At 71.1% G+C, this 15498-nt stretch carries 19 protein-coding genes; 10 read left to right on the forward strand and 9 right to left on the reverse strand.

All coding sequences use genetic code 11. The features are described from left to right. Positions 1–43: 43 nt before the first annotated feature. Positions 44–613 carry a TetR/AcrR family transcriptional regulator gene (locus tag ACQPXB_RS35620; protein WP_386955894.1) on the forward strand — a complete coding sequence of 190 codons (570 nt, stop codon included), beginning with the start codon at positions 44–46 and terminating at the stop codon, positions 611–613. Between the two features lies 1 nt (position 614). Here the strand turns inward: ACQPXB_RS35620 and ACQPXB_RS35625 are convergent, their stop codons facing one another. Both ACQPXB_RS35625 and ACQPXB_RS35630 read right to left on the reverse strand, forming a co-directional pair. Beyond that, the gene (locus tag ACQPXB_RS35625) at positions 615–1424 is read right to left on the reverse strand and encodes an Fpg/Nei family DNA glycosylase (protein WP_432845939.1); all 810 of its coding nucleotides are present in this window, start codon (positions 1422–1424) and stop codon (positions 615–617) included. Next, complete coding sequence (locus tag ACQPXB_RS35630; RefSeq protein WP_432845940.1) at positions 1424–1897, reverse strand: ribose-5-phosphate isomerase; 474 nt, start codon at positions 1895–1897, stop codon at positions 1424–1426. Before ACQPXB_RS35630 ends, ACQPXB_RS35625 begins: the two co-directional genes overlap by 1 nt. A 45-nt stretch (positions 1898–1942) precedes the next feature. Here ACQPXB_RS35630 and ACQPXB_RS35635 point away from each other — a divergent pair, with 45 nt between their 5' ends. Further along, on the forward strand, positions 1943–2689 hold the full coding sequence (locus ACQPXB_RS35635; protein ID WP_432845941.1) for a 2-phosphosulfolactate phosphatase: 747 nt from the start codon (positions 1943–1945) through the stop codon (positions 2687–2689). Next, positions 2686–3489, forward strand: a complete 804-nt coding sequence (locus tag ACQPXB_RS35640; RefSeq protein WP_432845942.1) for an MBL fold metallo-hydrolase — start codon at positions 2686–2688, stop codon at positions 3487–3489. Before ACQPXB_RS35635 ends, ACQPXB_RS35640 begins: the two co-directional genes overlap by 4 nt. Positions 3490–3493: 4 nt before the next feature. Here ACQPXB_RS35640 and ACQPXB_RS35645 read toward each other — a convergent pair whose 3' ends face one another. Continuing rightward, the gene (locus ACQPXB_RS35645; protein WP_386955890.1) at positions 3494–4114 is read right to left on the reverse strand and encodes a mycothiol-dependent nitroreductase Rv2466c family protein; all 621 of its coding nucleotides are present in this window, start codon (positions 4112–4114) and stop codon (positions 3494–3496) included. 181 nt (positions 4115–4295) lie between these two features. Here ACQPXB_RS35645 and pepN point away from each other — a divergent pair, with 181 nt between their 5' ends. After that, positions 4296–6860, forward strand: coding sequence for an aminopeptidase N (pepN, locus tag ACQPXB_RS35650; RefSeq protein WP_366586640.1), 2565 nt, complete (start codon positions 4296–4298; stop codon positions 6858–6860). Positions 6861–6959: 99 nt separating this feature from the next. On the opposite strand, the gene ACQPXB_RS35655 is transcribed toward pepN, so the two are convergent. Both ACQPXB_RS35655 and ctaJ read right to left on the reverse strand, forming a co-directional pair. Continuing rightward, positions 6960–7454: a DUF5130 family protein gene (locus tag ACQPXB_RS35655; protein WP_366586642.1), complete on the reverse strand. Its 495-nt coding sequence runs from the start codon at positions 7452–7454 to the stop codon at positions 6960–6962. Continuing rightward, the gene (gene ctaJ, locus ACQPXB_RS35660) at positions 7441–7695 is read right to left on the reverse strand and encodes an aa3-type cytochrome oxidase subunit CtaJ (RefSeq protein WP_220242995.1); all 255 of its coding nucleotides are present in this window, start codon (positions 7693–7695) and stop codon (positions 7441–7443) included. The genes ACQPXB_RS35655 and ctaJ overlap by 14 nt, the downstream gene beginning before the upstream one ends. Before the next feature lie 540 nt (positions 7696–8235). Between ctaJ and ACQPXB_RS35665 the strand changes: the two genes are divergently transcribed. Beyond that, positions 8236–8379 (forward strand): hypothetical protein, encoded by a 144-nt coding sequence (locus ACQPXB_RS35665; RefSeq protein ID WP_366586645.1) that lies wholly within the window; start codon positions 8236–8238, stop codon positions 8377–8379. 144 nt (positions 8380–8523) lie between these two features. Here ACQPXB_RS35665 and ACQPXB_RS35670 read toward each other — a convergent pair whose 3' ends face one another. Beyond that, entirely contained in the window at positions 8524–8976 is a 453-nt protein-coding gene (locus ACQPXB_RS35670) for an HNH endonuclease (protein ID WP_366586692.1), read from the reverse strand. A gap of 398 nt (positions 8977–9374) precedes the next feature. Between ACQPXB_RS35670 and ACQPXB_RS35675 the strand changes: the two genes are divergently transcribed. Genes ACQPXB_RS35675 through ACQPXB_RS35685 form a run of 3 tightly spaced genes read left to right on the forward strand, consistent with a single transcriptional unit; the run spans position 9375 to position 12376 of the window. Further along, positions 9375–10355: a mechanosensitive ion channel family protein gene (locus ACQPXB_RS35675; protein ID WP_366586647.1), complete on the forward strand. Its 981-nt coding sequence runs from the start codon at positions 9375–9377 to the stop codon at positions 10353–10355. 33 nt (positions 10356–10388) lie between these two features. Beyond that, positions 10389–10778, forward strand: a complete 390-nt coding sequence (locus ACQPXB_RS35680; RefSeq protein WP_360608026.1) for a globin — start codon at positions 10389–10391, stop codon at positions 10776–10778. Beyond that, complete coding sequence (locus ACQPXB_RS35685) at positions 10778–12376, forward strand: glycoside hydrolase family 13 protein (RefSeq protein ID WP_432845943.1); 1599 nt, start codon at positions 10778–10780, stop codon at positions 12374–12376. Before ACQPXB_RS35680 ends, ACQPXB_RS35685 begins: the two co-directional genes overlap by 1 nt. A gap of 19 nt (positions 12377–12395) precedes the next feature. Here ACQPXB_RS35685 and ACQPXB_RS35690 read toward each other — a convergent pair whose 3' ends face one another. Continuing rightward, complete coding sequence (locus ACQPXB_RS35690; RefSeq protein WP_220242999.1) at positions 12396–12584, reverse strand: hypothetical protein; 189 nt, start codon at positions 12582–12584, stop codon at positions 12396–12398. A 459-nt stretch (positions 12585–13043) separates the two neighbouring features. Between ACQPXB_RS35690 and ACQPXB_RS35695 the strand changes: the two genes are divergently transcribed. Continuing rightward, on the forward strand, positions 13044–13247 hold the full coding sequence (locus tag ACQPXB_RS35695; RefSeq protein WP_366586653.1) for a cold-shock protein: 204 nt from the start codon (positions 13044–13046) through the stop codon (positions 13245–13247). Between the two features lie 348 nt (positions 13248–13595). After that, positions 13596–14492 carry an acyl-CoA desaturase gene (locus tag ACQPXB_RS35700; protein WP_386955887.1) on the forward strand — a complete coding sequence of 299 codons (897 nt, stop codon included), beginning with the start codon at positions 13596–13598 and terminating at the stop codon, positions 14490–14492. Here the strand turns inward: ACQPXB_RS35700 and ACQPXB_RS35705 are convergent. Both ACQPXB_RS35705 and ACQPXB_RS35710 read right to left on the reverse strand, forming a co-directional pair. Next, positions 14479–14883 (reverse strand): DUF6292 family protein, encoded by a 405-nt coding sequence (locus tag ACQPXB_RS35705; protein WP_366586657.1) that lies wholly within the window; start codon positions 14881–14883, stop codon positions 14479–14481. The genes ACQPXB_RS35700 and ACQPXB_RS35705 overlap by 14 nt on opposite strands. A 231-nt stretch (positions 14884–15114) precedes the next feature. Beyond that, positions 15115–15384, reverse strand: a complete 270-nt coding sequence (locus ACQPXB_RS35710; protein WP_432845944.1) for a hypothetical protein — start codon at positions 15382–15384, stop codon at positions 15115–15117. Between the last annotated feature and the right edge of the window lie 114 nt (positions 15385–15498).

Below are 15498 nucleotides of genomic sequence, written 5' to 3' on the forward strand. Positions count from 1 at the left end.
GACTAAGTTTAGCCTCAAGACCAAACTTCGATAAGCTGGCGCCGTGACTGGACGGCGGGAAGCGAACCGGGCCCGGATGCGGGCGCGCCTGCTCACGGCCGCGCTCGAGCTGTTCGAGGCGCACGGCTACGAAGCGACGACGATCGACCACATCGCCGCCGAAGCCGACGTCGCGCGCCAGACCGTGCTCAACCACTACCCCCACAAGCGCGATTTCCTCGTCGCCTGGGGCCAGGATCGCCGTGACCAGCTGCTCACCGTCGACGACTCCGACGAACCCGCGCGCACGCGGCTGCACCGCTACTTCCGAGCGTTGGCGGCCGTCAACGAGCGCGAACGCACCCTCACCCGCATGCTGCACGTGAGCCTGCGCCACGACGAGGTCGTCGCCCACCAGCACCCGGTGCCCGACGCGACGATCGCCGCGATCCACCAGGGCCAGGAACGCGGCGAACTACGCGCGGAGCTCCCGCCGCGCACGGTGGCCGAAGTGGTCACCGCGATCTACGGCGACACCCTCCGCCGCTGGCTCGCCGACGAAGCGCCGCCGTTCGACCTGGCCGCCGCGCTGGCCGAGCGGCTCGACCTGCTGCTGGACGGCCTCACCGCGTGACTCAGGCGGGCTGGCAGGACGGGCACCAGTACAGGTTCCGCCCCACGAGCTCCTGGTGCGCCACCGGCGTGCCGCACACCAGGCACGGCATCCCGGCGCGCCGGTAGACGTACACCTCGCCACCGTGCCGGTCGTCGCGCGGCGCGCGGCCCTGCGCGGCCGGCATGTGCTCCGGCGCCACTGTGTCAATGCGGCCGATGCGCACGCCGTGGCGCATCAACGTCACCAGGTCGGCCCACATCGCGTCCCACAGCCCGCGGTCGAGCGCGCGCCCGGGCACCATCGGGGCGACGCCGTGGCGGAACAGCACCTCGGCGCGGTACACGTTGCCGACGCCGGCGAGCACCGCCTGGTCCATCAGCAACGCGGCCACCGACGTGCGCGAACGCGAGATCCGGTCCCACGCGAGGTCGGGCTTGGCGTCGCGGCGCAACGGATCGGGCCCGAGCCACGCCTTGATCGCGTCGACCTGGGCCGCGTCGAGCAGCTCACACCGGGTGGGGCCGCGCAGGTCGGTCCAGTGCGTGCGGCCGATCAGGCGCATCCGCACCTGGCCCACCGGTTCGGTCTCGGGCAGCGGCGTTTCGCCGAACGTGCCGTACAGGCCGAGGTGGACGTGCACCGTCCCGTGTGGACCGTAGTCGTGGAACAGGTGCTTGCCGTACGCCTCGGCCGACTCCAGCACCTGCCCGTCGAGCTTCGCCGCTTCCTCGGCGAACCGGCCCTGCGGGCTGGACACCGAGACGGGCGCGCCGGCGTAGCGGCGTTTGTGCAGACGGGCGAGGCGGTGGAGGGTGTGCCCTTCGGGCATCAGGCTTCCGGCAGGGGCGGCGGGGTGCCGGTGCGCTCGTAGTCGAGCAGCTGCTGGATCCGGCGCCCGTGGCGCTCCTCCGGCGACGGCTCCGTCGCCAGGAACGCCTCGACGATCTCCGTGGCCTGCTCGACGGTGTGCATCCGCGCGCCGACGCCGAGCACCTGGGCGTGGTTGTGCTCGCGGCACAGCTGCGCCGTCTCGACGCTCCAGCCGAGACCCGCGCGGATGCCGGGCACCTTGTTGGCGGCGATCTGCTCGCCGTTGCCCGAGCCGCCGATCACGATGCCGAGGCTGCCTTCGTCGCCGGACACGCGCAGCGCCGCGGCCACGCAGTAGGCGGGGTAGTCGTCGACCGGGTCGTAGGTGTGCGGACCGACGTCGACGACTTCGTGCCCTTGGCCCGCGAGGTGGCGGGCCAGGTGGTTCTTCAGCTCGAAACCGGCATGGTCGGATCCCAAGTAGACACGCACAGCGGCGAGTCTGCCATCACCGCCGGTGGCGGGCATGCTCTGGGGGTGGACACATGGAAACAGCCTGGACACGACGTGCGGCTCGAATGGGGCGCCGAAGGCATCACGGCGCTCGGCGGCGCGTGCGCGGTGCTCGTCGTGGTCGACGTGCTTTCCTTCTGCACCACCACGGATCTCGTCATCGCACGCGGCGGACGGGTGCTGCCGGTGCGCTGGCGCGACGACCGCGGTGTCGCCGAAGCGCGCGCCGCAGGAGCGGTCGTCGCGGGCGACAAAGCGTGGACGCTGCGGCCCTCCTCTGTGACGGACATCCCGTCGGGCACACTCCTCGCGCTGCCCTCGCCCAACGGCGCCACCCTGATCGCCGCGGCCGCCGCCACAAGAGCGCACGTGCTGGCCGGCTGCCTGCGCAACGCCTCGGCCGTCACGGCGAAGGCGCACGAGCTGGCGGCCGGGCGGCCCGTCGGCGTTATCCCGGCGGGCGAACGCTGGGGCATCGATCTGCTGGGCGAAGAGCAGCACTTCGGACCGCTGCGCCCGTGCGTGGAGGACCAGCTGGGCGCGGGTGCGATCGTCGCGGCACTCGCCCGCCACGGCGGCACGCTCTCGGCGGAAGCCGCTCTCGCTGCCGCCGCCTACGCGGGCACCGACGTGGCCCAGGCCTTGCGCACGTGTTCGTCCGGCCGCGAACTGGCCGCGGCGGGCCACGCGAACGACGTCGAGCTCGCCGCCCAAGCGGACGTCAGCACCACCGCGCCCACCGTGCGCGGGAAAATCCTGGAGGCGCAATGACCTGGACCGAAGTGGCCGAAGGTGTGCACGCGCGCCGCTACGAGGAGCTCGACCTGACCACGGGCCTGGTGATCGGCACCGAGCGCTGCCTGGTGATCGACACGCGCGGCGACGTCGACCAGGGCGCGGAGCTGGCCGCGGCCGTGCGGGAGCTGACGGACCTGCCGTGGAGCGTCGTCTACACGCACGCGCACTTCGACCACAGCTTCGGCACCACGCCGTTCCTGCCGTGCGACGTCTGGGCGCAGGAGCGCTGCCTGCGCGAGTTGCTGGACCACGGCGAAGCCGCGAAAGCGAAGTGGAGCGCGCACTACCGTGCGGAAGGCAAGCCGGAGACCGCCGACGCCCTCGACCGCACCGGCCTCATGCCACCCGATCGGCTCGTGGCCGACCGCGCCGAGCTCGACCTCGGCGGCCGCACCGTCGCGCTCGTGCACCCCGGCCGCGCCCACACCGACCACGACCTGGTGGTCCACGTGCCCGACGCGGGTGTCGTCTTCGCCGGCGACGTGGTGGAGCACGGGCCCGAAGGCTTCACGGAGTACTCGTTCAGCGACGAGACGCACCTGGGCGAATGGCCGGGCGCGCTCGAGGCGATCCTCGCGCTCGACCCGCGGATCGTGGTGCCCGGGCACGGCGAGCCCGTGGGTCCCGGGTTCGTCCGGGAGCACCGCGACGGTCTGCGCCGGCTCAACGAGCTGAAGGCCGCCGTGGCGGCCGGCGCCCGCGGGGCGGACGAAGCCATCGCGGCTTCGCCCTACCCCGCCGGCGTCACGAGGGCCGCACTCGCGACCCCCTGAGCCGTCAGTCGAAGTTCAGCTCACCCGTGCGGGTGCGCTTGAGCTCGAAGAAGTCCGGGTAGCTCGCCATCGCGACGGCGCCGTCGAACAGCTTCAGGGCGTCGTCGCCCCTCGGGATCGAGCTGAGCACCGGGCCGAAGAACGCGACGCCGTCGATGTGGATGGTCGGCGTGCCGACGTCCATGCCGACCGGGTCCATGCCCTCGTGGTGGCTCTTCTTCAACGCCTCGTCGTACTCGGTCGAGTCGGCGGCCTCGATCAGCTCGGGCGGCGCGCCGACGGCCTCGAGGGCCTCCTTGAGGACGACGTCGAAGTCCTTGTTGCCCTGGTTGTGGTAGCGCGTGCCGAACTCCGTGTAGAAGTCGCGCAGCACCCCTTCGCCCTTCGCGGCGGCCAGCGCGGTGGCCACGCGGACCGGACGCCAGCCCTTGTCCATCAGTTCCTGGTAGCGCTCCGGCAGCTCTTCGCGGCCCGAGTTGAGCACGGACAGGCTCATGATCCGGAAGTTCAGGTCCAGCTCGCGGTGCTTCTCGACCTCGAGGATCCACCGCGAGGTGATCCACGCGAACGGACAGATCGGATCGAAGTAGAAGTCCACCTTGGTGGGCTGGGACGCAGCGGTCATCTCAACGAGCTCCTCGCGAGGGTCGACGTCGGCAGGCATGCCTTTTTCAGCGGGGTATCCCCCAATGACGGCCAACGCGCGCGACAGGCCCGGTTGTTCCCCGTCGCCCGAGGACCGCTTCGCATGATTGGATGCTCGACAGCCCGAAAACCGCAACCGGAATCGAAGACCAGAGGTGCCCGTGCCCGCCCCCAACCTGACTCGTGACGAAGCCAAGCAGCGCTCCGGCCTGCTGGATGTCGCGTCCTACGACATCGTGCTGGACCTGACCGACGGCCACGGCGGTCCCGGTGAGAAGACCTTCCTCTCCACCACCACAGTGCGCTTCTCCGCCACCCGGCCGGGCGAGTCGTCGTGGATCGACGTCGTCGCCGAGGGCGTCCGCTCCGCCGTGCTCAACGGCACCGACCTCGACGTGAGCACCTACGTCGAGGACAAGGGCATCGCGCTGCCGGAGCTCGCCGCGGACAACGAGCTCGTGGTGACCGCGGACTGCCGGTACATGAACACCGGCGAAGGCCTGCACCGCTTCGTCGACCCGGTCGACAACGGCGTGTACCTCTACACGCAGTTCGAGACCGCGGACGCGAAGCGCATGTTCGCCTGCTTCGACCAGCCCGACCTGAAGTCGGTGTACAAGCTCACGGTCCACGCGCCGCGCGACTGGAAGATCGTGTCCAACGCGCTCGTCGAGACCGAAGAGGACACTCCCGACGGCGCCCGCGTGACGAACTTCGCCGTGTCCGAGCGGATCTCGACGTACCTGGTCGCGCTCATCGCCGGCCCGTACGCCGAGTGGCGCGACGAGTTCTCCGACGCCCACCGCACGATTCCGCTCGGCATCTACTGCCGCGCCTCGCTCGCCGAGCACATGGACGCCGACCGCCTGTTCGTGGAGACCAAGCAGGGCTTCGGCTTCTTCCACGAGAAGTTCGGCACGCCCTACCCGTTCTCCAAGTACGACCAGCTGTTCGTGCCGGAGTTCAACGCGGGCGCGATGGAGAACGCCGGCGCCGTGACCTTCCTGGAGGACTACGTCTTCCGCAGCCGCGTCACGCGCTACGCCTACGAGCGCCGCGCCGAGACGCTGCTGCACGAGATGGCGCACATGTGGTTCGGCGACCTGGTCACCATGCGCTGGTGGGACGACCTGTGGCTCAACGAGTCGTTCGCGACGTTCGCGAGCGTGTTCGCGCAGGCCGAGGCGACCGAGTACAAGAACGCGTGGACCAGCTTCGCGAACATCGAGAAGTCGTGGGCCTACCGCCAGGACCAGCTGCCCTCCACGCACCCGATCGCGGCCGACATCGTCGACCTGCACGCGGTCGAGGTGAACTTCGACGGCATCACCTACGCCAAGGGCGCGAGCGTGCTGAAGCAGCTCGTGGCCTACGTGGGCATCGAGCACTTCCTCGACGGCCTGAAGGTCTACTTCGGAAAGCACGCGTGGGGCAACGCCACGCTGGCCGACCTGCTGGCCGCGCTGGAAGAGGCGTCCGGGCGCGACCTGTCGTGGTGGAGCGCGCAGTGGCTCGAGACGACCGGCCTCAACTCGCTCAGCCCGCGCTACGAGGTGGCGGCCGACGGCACGTTCGCGTCGTTCGCCGTGGTGCAGACGGGCGCCAAGCCGGGCGCCGGTGAGCTGCGCACGCACCGCGTCGCGGTGGGCGTGTACGACGACGTCGAGGGCAAGGTCGTGCGCACCGAGCGCGTGGAGCTGGACGTGTCGGGCGACCGCACCGAGGTGCCCGCGCTCGTCGGCAAGCCGGCGGGCAAGCTCGTGCTGGTCAACGACGACGACCTCACCTACTGCACGATGCGCCTCGACCCGGCGTCGCTGACCACCCTGATCGACCGGATCGCCGACATCGTCGAGCCGCTGCCCCGCACGCTGTGCTGGTCGGCCGCGTGGGAGATGACGCGCGAGGCCGAGCTCAAGGCCCGCGACTTCGTGACGCTGGTGGCGCGCGGCATCCACGCCGAGAGCGAGGTCGGCGTGGTGCAGCGGCTGCTGCTGCAGGCGCAGACGGCGCTCAACTCGTACGCGGACCAGAAGTGGGCCGCCGAGCAGGGCTGGCCGGCGCTCACCGGGCGGCTGCTGGAGCTCGCCCGGAACGCCGAGGCCGGGTCCGACCACCAGCTGGCGTTCGTGAACTCGCTGGCCGGTGGCGTGCTCGACGAGGCGACGCTGGGTGTCGTCGCGGGCTGGCTCGACGGCTCCGCGCCGCTGCCCGGCCTCACCGTGGACACCGACCTGCGCTGGCGTCTGCTGCAGGCACTCGTGGCCCACGGCAAGGCCGGCACCGCGGACATCGAGGCCGAGCTGGCCAAGGACGACACGGCCGCGGGCCGCCGGCACGCCGAGCGGTGCCGCGCGCTGCAGCCGACCGCCGAGGCCAAGGCCGACGCGTGGCAGCGCGCCGTCTACGACGACGAGATCCCCAACGCCGTCAGCGACGCCCTCATCTCGGGCTTCTCGCACCCGGGTCAGAAGCAGCTGCTCGGCAGCTACGTCGCGCGGTACTTCGAGGTCATCGACGAGGTGTGGGCCCGCCGCTCCAGCGAGCGCGCCCAGCCGACCGTGATCGGGCTCTACCCGTCGTGGGCCGTCGAGCCCGCCACGGTGGCGGCGTCGGACGAATGGCTCAAGGGCGAGCACCCGGCCGCGCTGCGCCGGCTCGTGTCCGAAGGTCGCGCCGGCATCGTCCGCGCGCTCGCCGCGCGGGAGTTCGACAGCCAGGTCTGACCGCGGTGGGCCGCTCACGCCCGAGCGGCCCACCCGGAAACGCCGAAGGGGGCCTCCTCGACTTCTCGAGGAGGCCCCCTTCGGTGCGTCAGGAAGACGTCAGTGCTTCGGGTCCGGCCCGGCCTGGTCGCTCAGCATGCGCAGGGCGTTGACGAGGCCACCGACCAGGTCACCCTCCTTGAACGACGCGACCATGCTCGCCACGGCCAGGTTGGCACCGCGGTCGGGCAGGCGGACGTGCGAGCGCTCGCCGATCACGATCTCGATCGCGCGCTGCGCAGGCGAGACCGCGAGGACCACGGCGTTGGCCGGGTCCTCGGTCGACGCCAGCAGCTTCTCGGCCGCGGCGCGGGTGTCCTCGCCGAGATCGCCGAGGTACACGCTGAAGGCGACGCCGGACTCGCGCGTCGCGAAGGTCAGCGCCTCGTCCAGGCGAGCGAGCTGCTGCACCGAGAACGGGCTGGTCGGCTCGGCCGGCTCGTACATCTTGGCCGCCGAACGGCGGCCGCTGTTGGTGATCACCTCACCAAAGGGCAGGTCCTTCTCCGCAACGTCGACCGCAGTGGCCGAGTGCGCGAGTTCACCACTTGCCACGTGCGCCTCCGGCAGCGGTCACGGTGCCCGAGGGCACCACAGAGTCCGGATCGACGGCGTGGTGACCCGCACCGACACCCTCCGGGTTGGCGGTCCACCACATCGCGGGGTACTCCCACGGCTGTCCCGGCCGGTACCGCGGCGTCCCCGAGAACTTCTTCCGCAGGGTGGCCGCACCGACCACCAAGTAGATGGCCAGGGGGATGACCGCGTAGACCAGGATCGTCTCGACAACGTTCACGCCGGTGAGCGTATCGGATGGCCCTGGTGGCCACCGCGCGGCGCCGCGCCGGAAGGCGACCGCTCGTCGTGCGGGACCGTCCGTCCGCCGCTTGGCTCGCCCGCGCTGGAACGTTGGGGCGAAGCCGGGCGGGCCGAAAGGTTGCAACTCAACGTACAGGCGGCCGTACCGGTCGCCCCCGTCTTGTCGGCGCACTGAAATGCTCGTAGCTTTTTCACCTGTACGGGCCTTGCGGTCCGCTCCTCAGCCCCAGCAGGTCACGCACCGGTCCCAGGAGGCCACCTCATGCAGAGCGTCCAGCCCCCCGCTCAGGCGATCACCGAGCCGATTTCGTCACCCAGCGAGACCGAATTCCTGACCGGAACGCGTGTGACGTCCGGCACAAGGGTTACCCGCGGTACTCGGGTTACTCGCGGTACCCGCGTCACCGGGGGCACGCGAGTCACGCGCGGCACGCGCGGCACCCGGGTCACCCGCGGCACGCGCGTCACCGGCGGCACCCGCGTGACGGCCGGCACCCGCGTCACGAGGGGCACCCGTGTGACCCGGGGCACCCGCGTCACCGGGGGCACGCGCGTCACGTGCGGCACCCGGGTCACGAGGGGCACGCGAGTCACCCGCGGCACGCGCGTGACCAACGGCACCCGCGTGACCTCGCAGGCCGACTTCGCGCTGGCCGCCTGACGAAAGCAGAACGCGCGCACCCGGACGGAGGGCGCGCGCGAGAGGAAGCCGCCGCGCGGAGCACGCGCGGGCAGGGCTCAGCGACTCATCGGCTCGCCCCGGCCGCCGCACAGGCAGCCGGGGCGCCGACGTCTCAGCGGCCCGTCAGGCCGCCGAACCCAAGTACGGCTGCCACAACGGGTCGGCCTCCTTGGAGTGCGCCAGCAGGCGCCAATGCGGGCCGTGGGGCGCCCTCGGCACCACGCGCAGGCGCCAGCCCAGCTCCGAGAGGAGCTTGTCGGCCTTGCGGTGGTTGCACTTGGCGCAGCAGGCCACGCAGTTGGTCCAGCTGTGCGGTCCGCCGCGGCTGCGCGGCAGGACGTGGTCGATCGTCTCGGCCCGGCCACCGCAGTAGGCGCAGCGGTACCGGTCGCGGTGCATGAGCCCGGCCCGGGTCAGCGGCACCTTCGCGCGGTACGGCACACGCACGTACGTGCTGAGCCGGATCACGGACGGAACGGGCAGCGACACGGTCGCGGCGTGCAGCTCCACGCCACCCGGGTCGCCGTGGACGACTTCCGCCTTCCCGCACATCACGAGCACCACCGCGCGCCGCATGGGCAACGCGGTGAGGGGCTCGAAGGTGGCGTTCAGCAGCAATACGCGACGGCGGCCCCAGGGCGGGGTCGCCGGGTCCCGGCCTCTACGCTGTCCGGGCGGACGGGAAACTCCCCCTGGTCGGGTCCCCGGCCCGGCCGGGTTCGTTCCGCCGGGTGCGGAACCTCCCGGACAGGCGCGCAGGACCGTCTCCGGCGACTGCTCGGCCATGGCTTGGCCGGCGCCGCCGAGGGGGACGGGTTGTCGGTCTGGCACTCGACCACCTCCACCGGTGCAGGCATAGTCGACCACACATCAGCCCCAAAGTGCACGTGTGTTACGTGACGTGTCACGTGCCCGCGACCCAACATCCACTTGCCGTTGGGTGAACCGAAGCGACGGAAGGACTGTTCGACCCCGTGAACGCCGTGCTCAGCGCCCCGCCAGCGTGCATCTCCGACCCCAGCACGTGGTGCTCGCAGGTCTTTTCGATCACGCACAACGAGTGGCTCGCCGGTTCGGCGGGCTGGGTCGTCACCAAGCCCCTGCGGATCATCCTGATCCTGGTCCTCGCGTTCGTGGTGCGGTACCTCACACGCCGGGTCATCAACCGCGTGACCACGCTGCCGCGCGGCGGCAACGGCAAGCTGCCCGCCCTGTTGAGACCGCTGCGCGAGCGCGCCCCCGACGTGCTCGGCCCGGCCGTGGTGGAGCGGCGCCGGCAGCGCGCCGCGACCATCGGCTCGGTCCTGAAGTCGATGGCCACGTTCCTCATCTACGGCCTGGCGTTCATCCTCGTGCTGGGTGAGCTGGGCATCGACCTGGCGCCGATCATCGCGTCGGCGGGCATCGTCGGCGTCGCCCTCGGGTTCGGCGCGCAGAACCTCGTGCGCGACTTCCTGTCCGGGATCTTCATGATGATCGAGGACCAGTACGGCGTGGGCGACGTCGTGGACATCGGGCCGGCGACGGGCACGGTCGAGGCCGTGGGCCTGCGCATCACCACGCTGCGCGACCTGGGTGGCACCGTCTGGTATGTGCGCAACGGCGAGGTGCTGCGCGTCGGCAACTCCAGCCAGGGCTTCGCCGTGGCCGTGGTCGACGTGCCGCTGGGCTACTCCGCCGACGTCGACCTCGCGACGACCGTGCTCATGGGGGCGGCCACGAAGGCCGCCGAGAGCGAGGCGCTGGCCGTCAACGTGATGGAGCCGCCGGAGATGCTGGGCGTGGAGAAGGTCACACCGGAGGGCATCCAGCTGCGGCTGACGGTGAAGGTGCGGCCCGGCAAGCAGTGGGCCGTGCAGCGGGCGCTGCGCGCGCACCTGCTCGCCGCGCTCGAAGAGGCGGGCTTCGAACCGCCGCTCGGGCGGTACTTGTCCGCACCGGGCGCCGACAAGTAGCCGCGGTAAGGGCAAGATGGAGGGGTGTCGACTGTGAGTGGCTCCGAACCCGCGAACCTGTACGAGGCCGTGGGCGGCGAACCGACGTTCCGGCGGATCGTGGCGCGCTTCTACCAGGAAGTGGCGACCGACGAGATCCTGCGCCCGCTGTACCCGGAGGAGGACCTCGGCCCGGCCGAGGAGCGCTTCCGGCTGTTCCTCATCCAGTACTGGGGCGGCCCGCACACCTACTCCGACCGCCGGGGCCACCCGCGGCTGCGGATGCGCCACGCGCCGTTCAAGATCGGGCCGATCGAGCGTGACGCGTGGCTGCGCGCCATCCGCGTGGCCGTCGACGAGGAGAACCTGCCCGAGCCGTACCGCGAGCAGCTGTGGGCCTACCTCGAGATGGCGGCGCACAGCATGATGAACAGCTTCGTCTGATGAGACGCCCGGTGGCGGGCCACCGGCGGTCCCCGGAGGGCCGGCCCCGCCCGGCGTGGTGGTCCGACGCCGTCTTCTACCAGGTCTACGTGCGCTCGTTCGCAGACTCCGACGCCGACGGGGTCGGCGACCTCGAAGGCATCCGCAGCCGGCTGGGGTACCTGGAGCTGCTCGGCGTCGACGCGCTGTGGCTCACGCCGTTCTACCGCTCCCCCATGGCCGACCACGGCTACGACGTGTCCGACCCGCGCGACGTGGACCCGATGTTCGGCACGCTCGGCGACTTCGACGTGCTGCTCACCGAGGCGCACAGGCGCGGCATCAAGGTGACCGTGGACATCGTCCCGAACCACACCAGCAACCAGCACTCGTGGTTCAAGTCCGCGATGGCCGCCGCGCCCGGCAGCGCCGAGCGCGACCGCTACGTCTTCCGCGACGGCCGCGGCCCCGACGGCTCGGAACCGCCCAACAACTGGGTTTCCGTGTTCGGCGGGCCCGCGTGGACGCGCGTGCCCGACGGGCAGTGGTACCTGCACCTGTTCGCCCCGCAGCAGCCGGATCTCAACTACGCCAACGCCGACGTGCGCTACGACCTCGAGCGCACGCTGCGCTTCTGGCTCGACCGCGGCGTGGACGGCTTCCGCATCGACGTGGCCCACGGCATGGCGAAGCCGCCCGGCCTGCCCGACATGGACCCGCGCGCGGCCGGCTTCGGCGGCGGCGAGCACTTCGACCCGCGCTTCGACGACGACGGCGTGCACGAGGTCCACCAGATGATCCGCAAGGTGCTCGACGAGTACCCGGACACGATGGCCGTCGGCGAGATCTGGGTGCACGACGAGGAACGCCTCGCGCGCTACCTGCGGCCCGACGAGCTGCACCTGGCGTTCAACTTCCGCCTGGTGCTCACGCACTTCGACGCCGACGCGATGCGCACGTCGATCGAGCGGTCGCTGGCCGTGCCGCGCGCGGCCGGCGCGCCCGCCACGTGGACACTGTCCAACCACGACGTGTGGCGCACCGTGAGCCGCTACGGCGGCGGCGCGGCCGGGCTGCGGCGCGCGCGGGCCATGGCGCTGGTGGAGCTGGCGCTGCCGGGTGCGGTCTACCTGTACAACGGCGAAGAGCTGGGCCTGCCGAACGTCGAGATCCCGCCCGAGGCGATGGCCGACCCCCGGGCGCGCAGCCAGGGCCCGCAGTTCAGCCGGGATCCCGAACGCGTGCCGATGCCGTGGGAGGGTTCGCTGCCGCCGTTCGGCTTCTCGCGCAACCCGCGCACGTGGCTGCCGATGCCGGCCGAGTGGGCCGGGCTGACAGCGGAACGTCAGCTGGAAGACGCGTCGTCCACACTCTCGCTGTACCGGCGGGCCGTCGAGCTGCGCAAGACGCACGCCGCTTTCCGCGTCGGCGACGAGCTGGAGTGGTACGGCGCGCCCGCCGGCTGCTTCGCGTTCCGCCGCGGCGGCAAGGGCGGGCTGATCTGCGCGCTGAACACGTCGGCGAGCTCGATCGCCCTGCCGCCCGGCGAGCTGCTGTTGTCCAGCACCCCGCTCGTGGACGGCAGGCTGCCGCCGGACTCGGCGGCGTGGCTGGTCTGAACCTGGTGATCCGGAGGAGCTAGCCGCGGGCTCCGGCCTCGAGGCCGAGCATGGCCAGCAGGCCACGCAGGTCGTCGACGTCGCGGGCACGGCCGGCGACGGTCCGGGCCGCCTGGTCGCGCTGGTGGCGCAGGCCCAGCTCCGCGGAGACGCGGGCTCGGGCGAACTCACTGGTGTCGGGGGACAGCGGACGACGTTCCGAGCGCATCAGGCTCCTCTGTGAAATGCAGTCGTCGAAAGACGGGTGGGACGACGGCCGGACCGAGCAGCCGGCTCGGGCCTCGCGGTCGGCCGAAGACGGCGCCGGCTCTGCTGCCGGCGCACGGAAGAACTCTCTCGACGTGACCGACGCTACACGACGTGCACCCGCGGGCACAATGAAGCACTGGTCAGCACCAGCGCCGGCACGCCTTGAGTCCACAAGGGACAGACAGTGTGGACTGGTTCCGGCCACGGTTGCCCACCTGATCAGTGGGCTGGTGCGACCGCGTCGGACGTGGTTAACTGGCCGCGGTCATATTTTGTGTTCGTGCGGTGGGTACTCCCCGCAGCCACGCTCGCAAGATGCGCGGGCGTAGTGGTTCTCCCTCACCGGAAGATCAAACCGTCGGTCTTCGACCCGGGTGCCGAAGTGGTACCTCGATCGTTTTCAGTGGTGGAGACATTTATGACGCAAGGCACCGTGAAGTGGTTCAACGCCGAAAAGGGCTTCGGCTTCATCACGCCGGACAACGGCGGTGGCGACGTGTTCGTGCACTACTCCGAAATCCAGGGCAACGGGTTCCGTAGCCTGGAGGAGAACGCGCGCGTGGAGTTCGAGATCGGCCAGGGCCAGAAGGGGCCGCAGGCCACTGCCGTCACGATTCTCTGACGTCACAACGGTTTCTCCGAGGGGTCGGTGCCACGTGCACCGGCCCTTCGGCCGTTCTCGGGGAAGTTCCGGGAAATCCGCCGGGAACCTTGCCGGCGCACCGTTCGTTGACCGAGAAGGTCAAGGCCGGCCCTCCGGGGTCGGACCGCACGAACGGTGTGCGCCCCCGCAACGGCAATGCCGCCCGGGCACACCGTCGAACCGGCCTCGGTCCTGCAGAGTGCAGTGATCGGACCAGCTCGACAGGAGCGTTCCAGCATCGACACCCCTCGCGACACCCTTCCTTCCCCTGCCCCCACCTCATCGAGCACGGCAACCGCCGTCCGTGAACGGCCCGCACCCGAGCCCATGCTCGCCGGGCAGAAGACGGGCACCGAAGCCTTCCTCGTGAAGCTGTTCGCCGTGCTCCCCCTGCTGGCGGTCGTCGCCGCGGTGCCCCTGGCCTGGGGCTGGGGGCTCAGCTGGCTCGACATCGGCCTCGCCGTCGGCTTCTACTACCTCAGCGGCCTCGGCATCACCATCGGCTTCCACCGCTACTTCACCCACGGCTCGTTCCGCGCCCGCCGTGGCCTGCGGATCGCACTCGCCGTGGCGGGCAGCATGGCGATGCAGGGCCCCGTGATCTCGTGGGTCGCCGACCACCGCCGCCACCACGCGTACTCCGACCGCGACGGCGACCCGCACTCCCCGTGGCGCTACGGCACGACGCCCGCCGCGCTGGCCAAGGGTTTCTGGCACGCGCACATGGGCTGGCTGTTCGACCGCGACAAGACCAACTCGCGCCGCTTCGCCCCGGACCTGCTGGACGATCCGGACATCCGCCGCGTCGACAGCCTCTTCCCCGTGCTGACCGCCGTGACGCTGCTGGCGCCGGCCCTGATCGGCGGCCTCGCCACGATGAGCTGGTGGGGCGCACTCACGGCGTTCTTCTGGGCCGGGCTCGTGCGGGTGGCGGCGCTGCACCACGTGACGTGGTCGGTGAACTCGCTGTGCCACATGATCGGTGAGCGCCCCTTCGAGGCGCGGGACCGTTCGGCCAACTTCTGGCCGCTGGCGATCCTGTCGTTCGGCGAGTCGTGGCACAACTCCCACCACGCCGACCCGACCGGCGCCCGCCACGGCGTGGGCCGGGGCCAGCTGGACACCTCGGCTCGGCTCATCTGGCTGTTCGAGAAGCTGAACTGGGCGTCTCAGGTTCGCTGGCCCCGCCCGGAGCGGCTGGCGCGAAAGCTCAAGACCGCCTGACGACGGGACGGACACGTCGTTCCAGCCGAGCCGCCAGCTCGCCCCGATCGGCGGCGGCACGGCTGGGCGGCGTGGTCCACGAGCTGTTGCCGGGGGCCGAGACGACCTCGGCGACGAACCGGCCCACGAGGGCGGGCTCCGGGACGACGTCTCCGCCCAGGCGCGCGACGACGAGGGGCGCCTCGGCCGGCCTCGTCTCCACGGAAAGCGTCCAGCCCTGCCGGGAGTTCCAGAGCAACATCAGGTCACGGCCGGGGTAACGCGGCGAGCGGCGGCTCAGCGCCACATAGGCGGTGACTGTGTCGGCAACCTCGCACGACGTCCCCTCCGCGGAGACGTCCACGGCTTCGGCCACCGCGTGTACGTAGCCGACCAGCGCGCGTCTCAGCACCAGTGGGTCTTCGTGTACGGCTTCGGTTGTCAGACGATCGGGACCGGACAGGAGCATGGGTCTCCCCTCCACCGTCGGCAATTCGGCTCTGGCGGGCGGAAACGGCCTGCGGACCGCGTGCGCGCAATAAGCCACGACAACCGGCGGTGCGGTGTTCGAGGTCGCGCCGAATCGGACATCGGCGGCTCATCCGGCACCGACTCTACCCGGAGTTTCGGTCCACGGGACCACCTAACCGTTCTGGCCTCCGTTCATTCCGCCCGAACCGTCGCCGGACTCGGCCACTGACGTGGCGATCCACGCCGCGAACAATGCGGCTTGCACATACGGCGCAGCCTCACCCACGGCTCGGCCGACCCGCGAAAAACGCCCGGGGCGCACGGTTTGGCCCGTCTGCTCGGGCCCCTCGGCAGCCACCGGGCGGTCGGTGCGCCACGGTGTCTGCTCGGCCCGTACGCCGGCGAGGAAATCCGCCGTCGGGTCACCGTCGGGGTCGGTCATGTCCCCACCCTCGCACCGCCGCCGGGAAAGCACCACGGCCGCAAGGGAATCGCAAGGAAATCAGAAGCGAACGGGCAATGGCGCGTGCCTTCCGCGCGCTTATTCCAGACAAAG

This window comes from Amycolatopsis sp. CA-161197 (assembly GCF_050942255.1).
GTDB lineage: Bacteria > Actinomycetota > Actinomycetes > Mycobacteriales > Pseudonocardiaceae > Amycolatopsis.

What these genes read in the sequence shown, in the direction of transcription:
- ACQPXB_RS35625 (WP_432845939.1), bottom strand. Translation starts at nt 1,424, where the DNA reads ATGCCCGAAGGGCACACCCTCCACCGCCTCGCCCGTCTGCACAAACGC.
- ACQPXB_RS35640 (WP_432845942.1), top strand. Translation starts at nt 2,686, where the DNA reads ATGACCTGGACCGAAGTGGCCGAAGGTGTGCACGCGCGCCGCTACGAG.
- ACQPXB_RS35645 (WP_386955890.1), bottom strand. Translation starts at nt 4,114, where the DNA reads ATGACCGCTGCGTCCCAGCCCACCAAGGTGGACTTCTACTTCGATCCG.
- ACQPXB_RS35670 (WP_366586692.1), bottom strand. Translation starts at nt 8,976, where the DNA reads ATGCGGCGCGCGGTGGTGCTCGTGATGTGCGGGAAGGCGGAAGTCGTC.
- ACQPXB_RS35685 (WP_432845943.1), top strand. Translation starts at nt 10,778, where the DNA reads ATGAGACGCCCGGTGGCGGGCCACCGGCGGTCCCCGGAGGGCCGGCCC.
- ACQPXB_RS35690 (WP_220242999.1), bottom strand. Translation starts at nt 12,584, where the DNA reads ATGCGCTCGGAACGTCGTCCGCTGTCCCCCGACACCAGTGAGTTCGCC.
- ACQPXB_RS35695 (WP_366586653.1), top strand. Translation starts at nt 13,044, where the DNA reads ATGACGCAAGGCACCGTGAAGTGGTTCAACGCCGAAAAGGGCTTCGGC.
- ACQPXB_RS35700 (WP_386955887.1), top strand. Translation starts at nt 13,596, where the DNA reads ATGCTCGCCGGGCAGAAGACGGGCACCGAAGCCTTCCTCGTGAAGCTG.
- ACQPXB_RS35710 (WP_432845944.1), bottom strand. Translation starts at nt 15,384, where the DNA reads ATGACCGACCCCGACGGTGACCCGACGGCGGATTTCCTCGCCGGCGTA.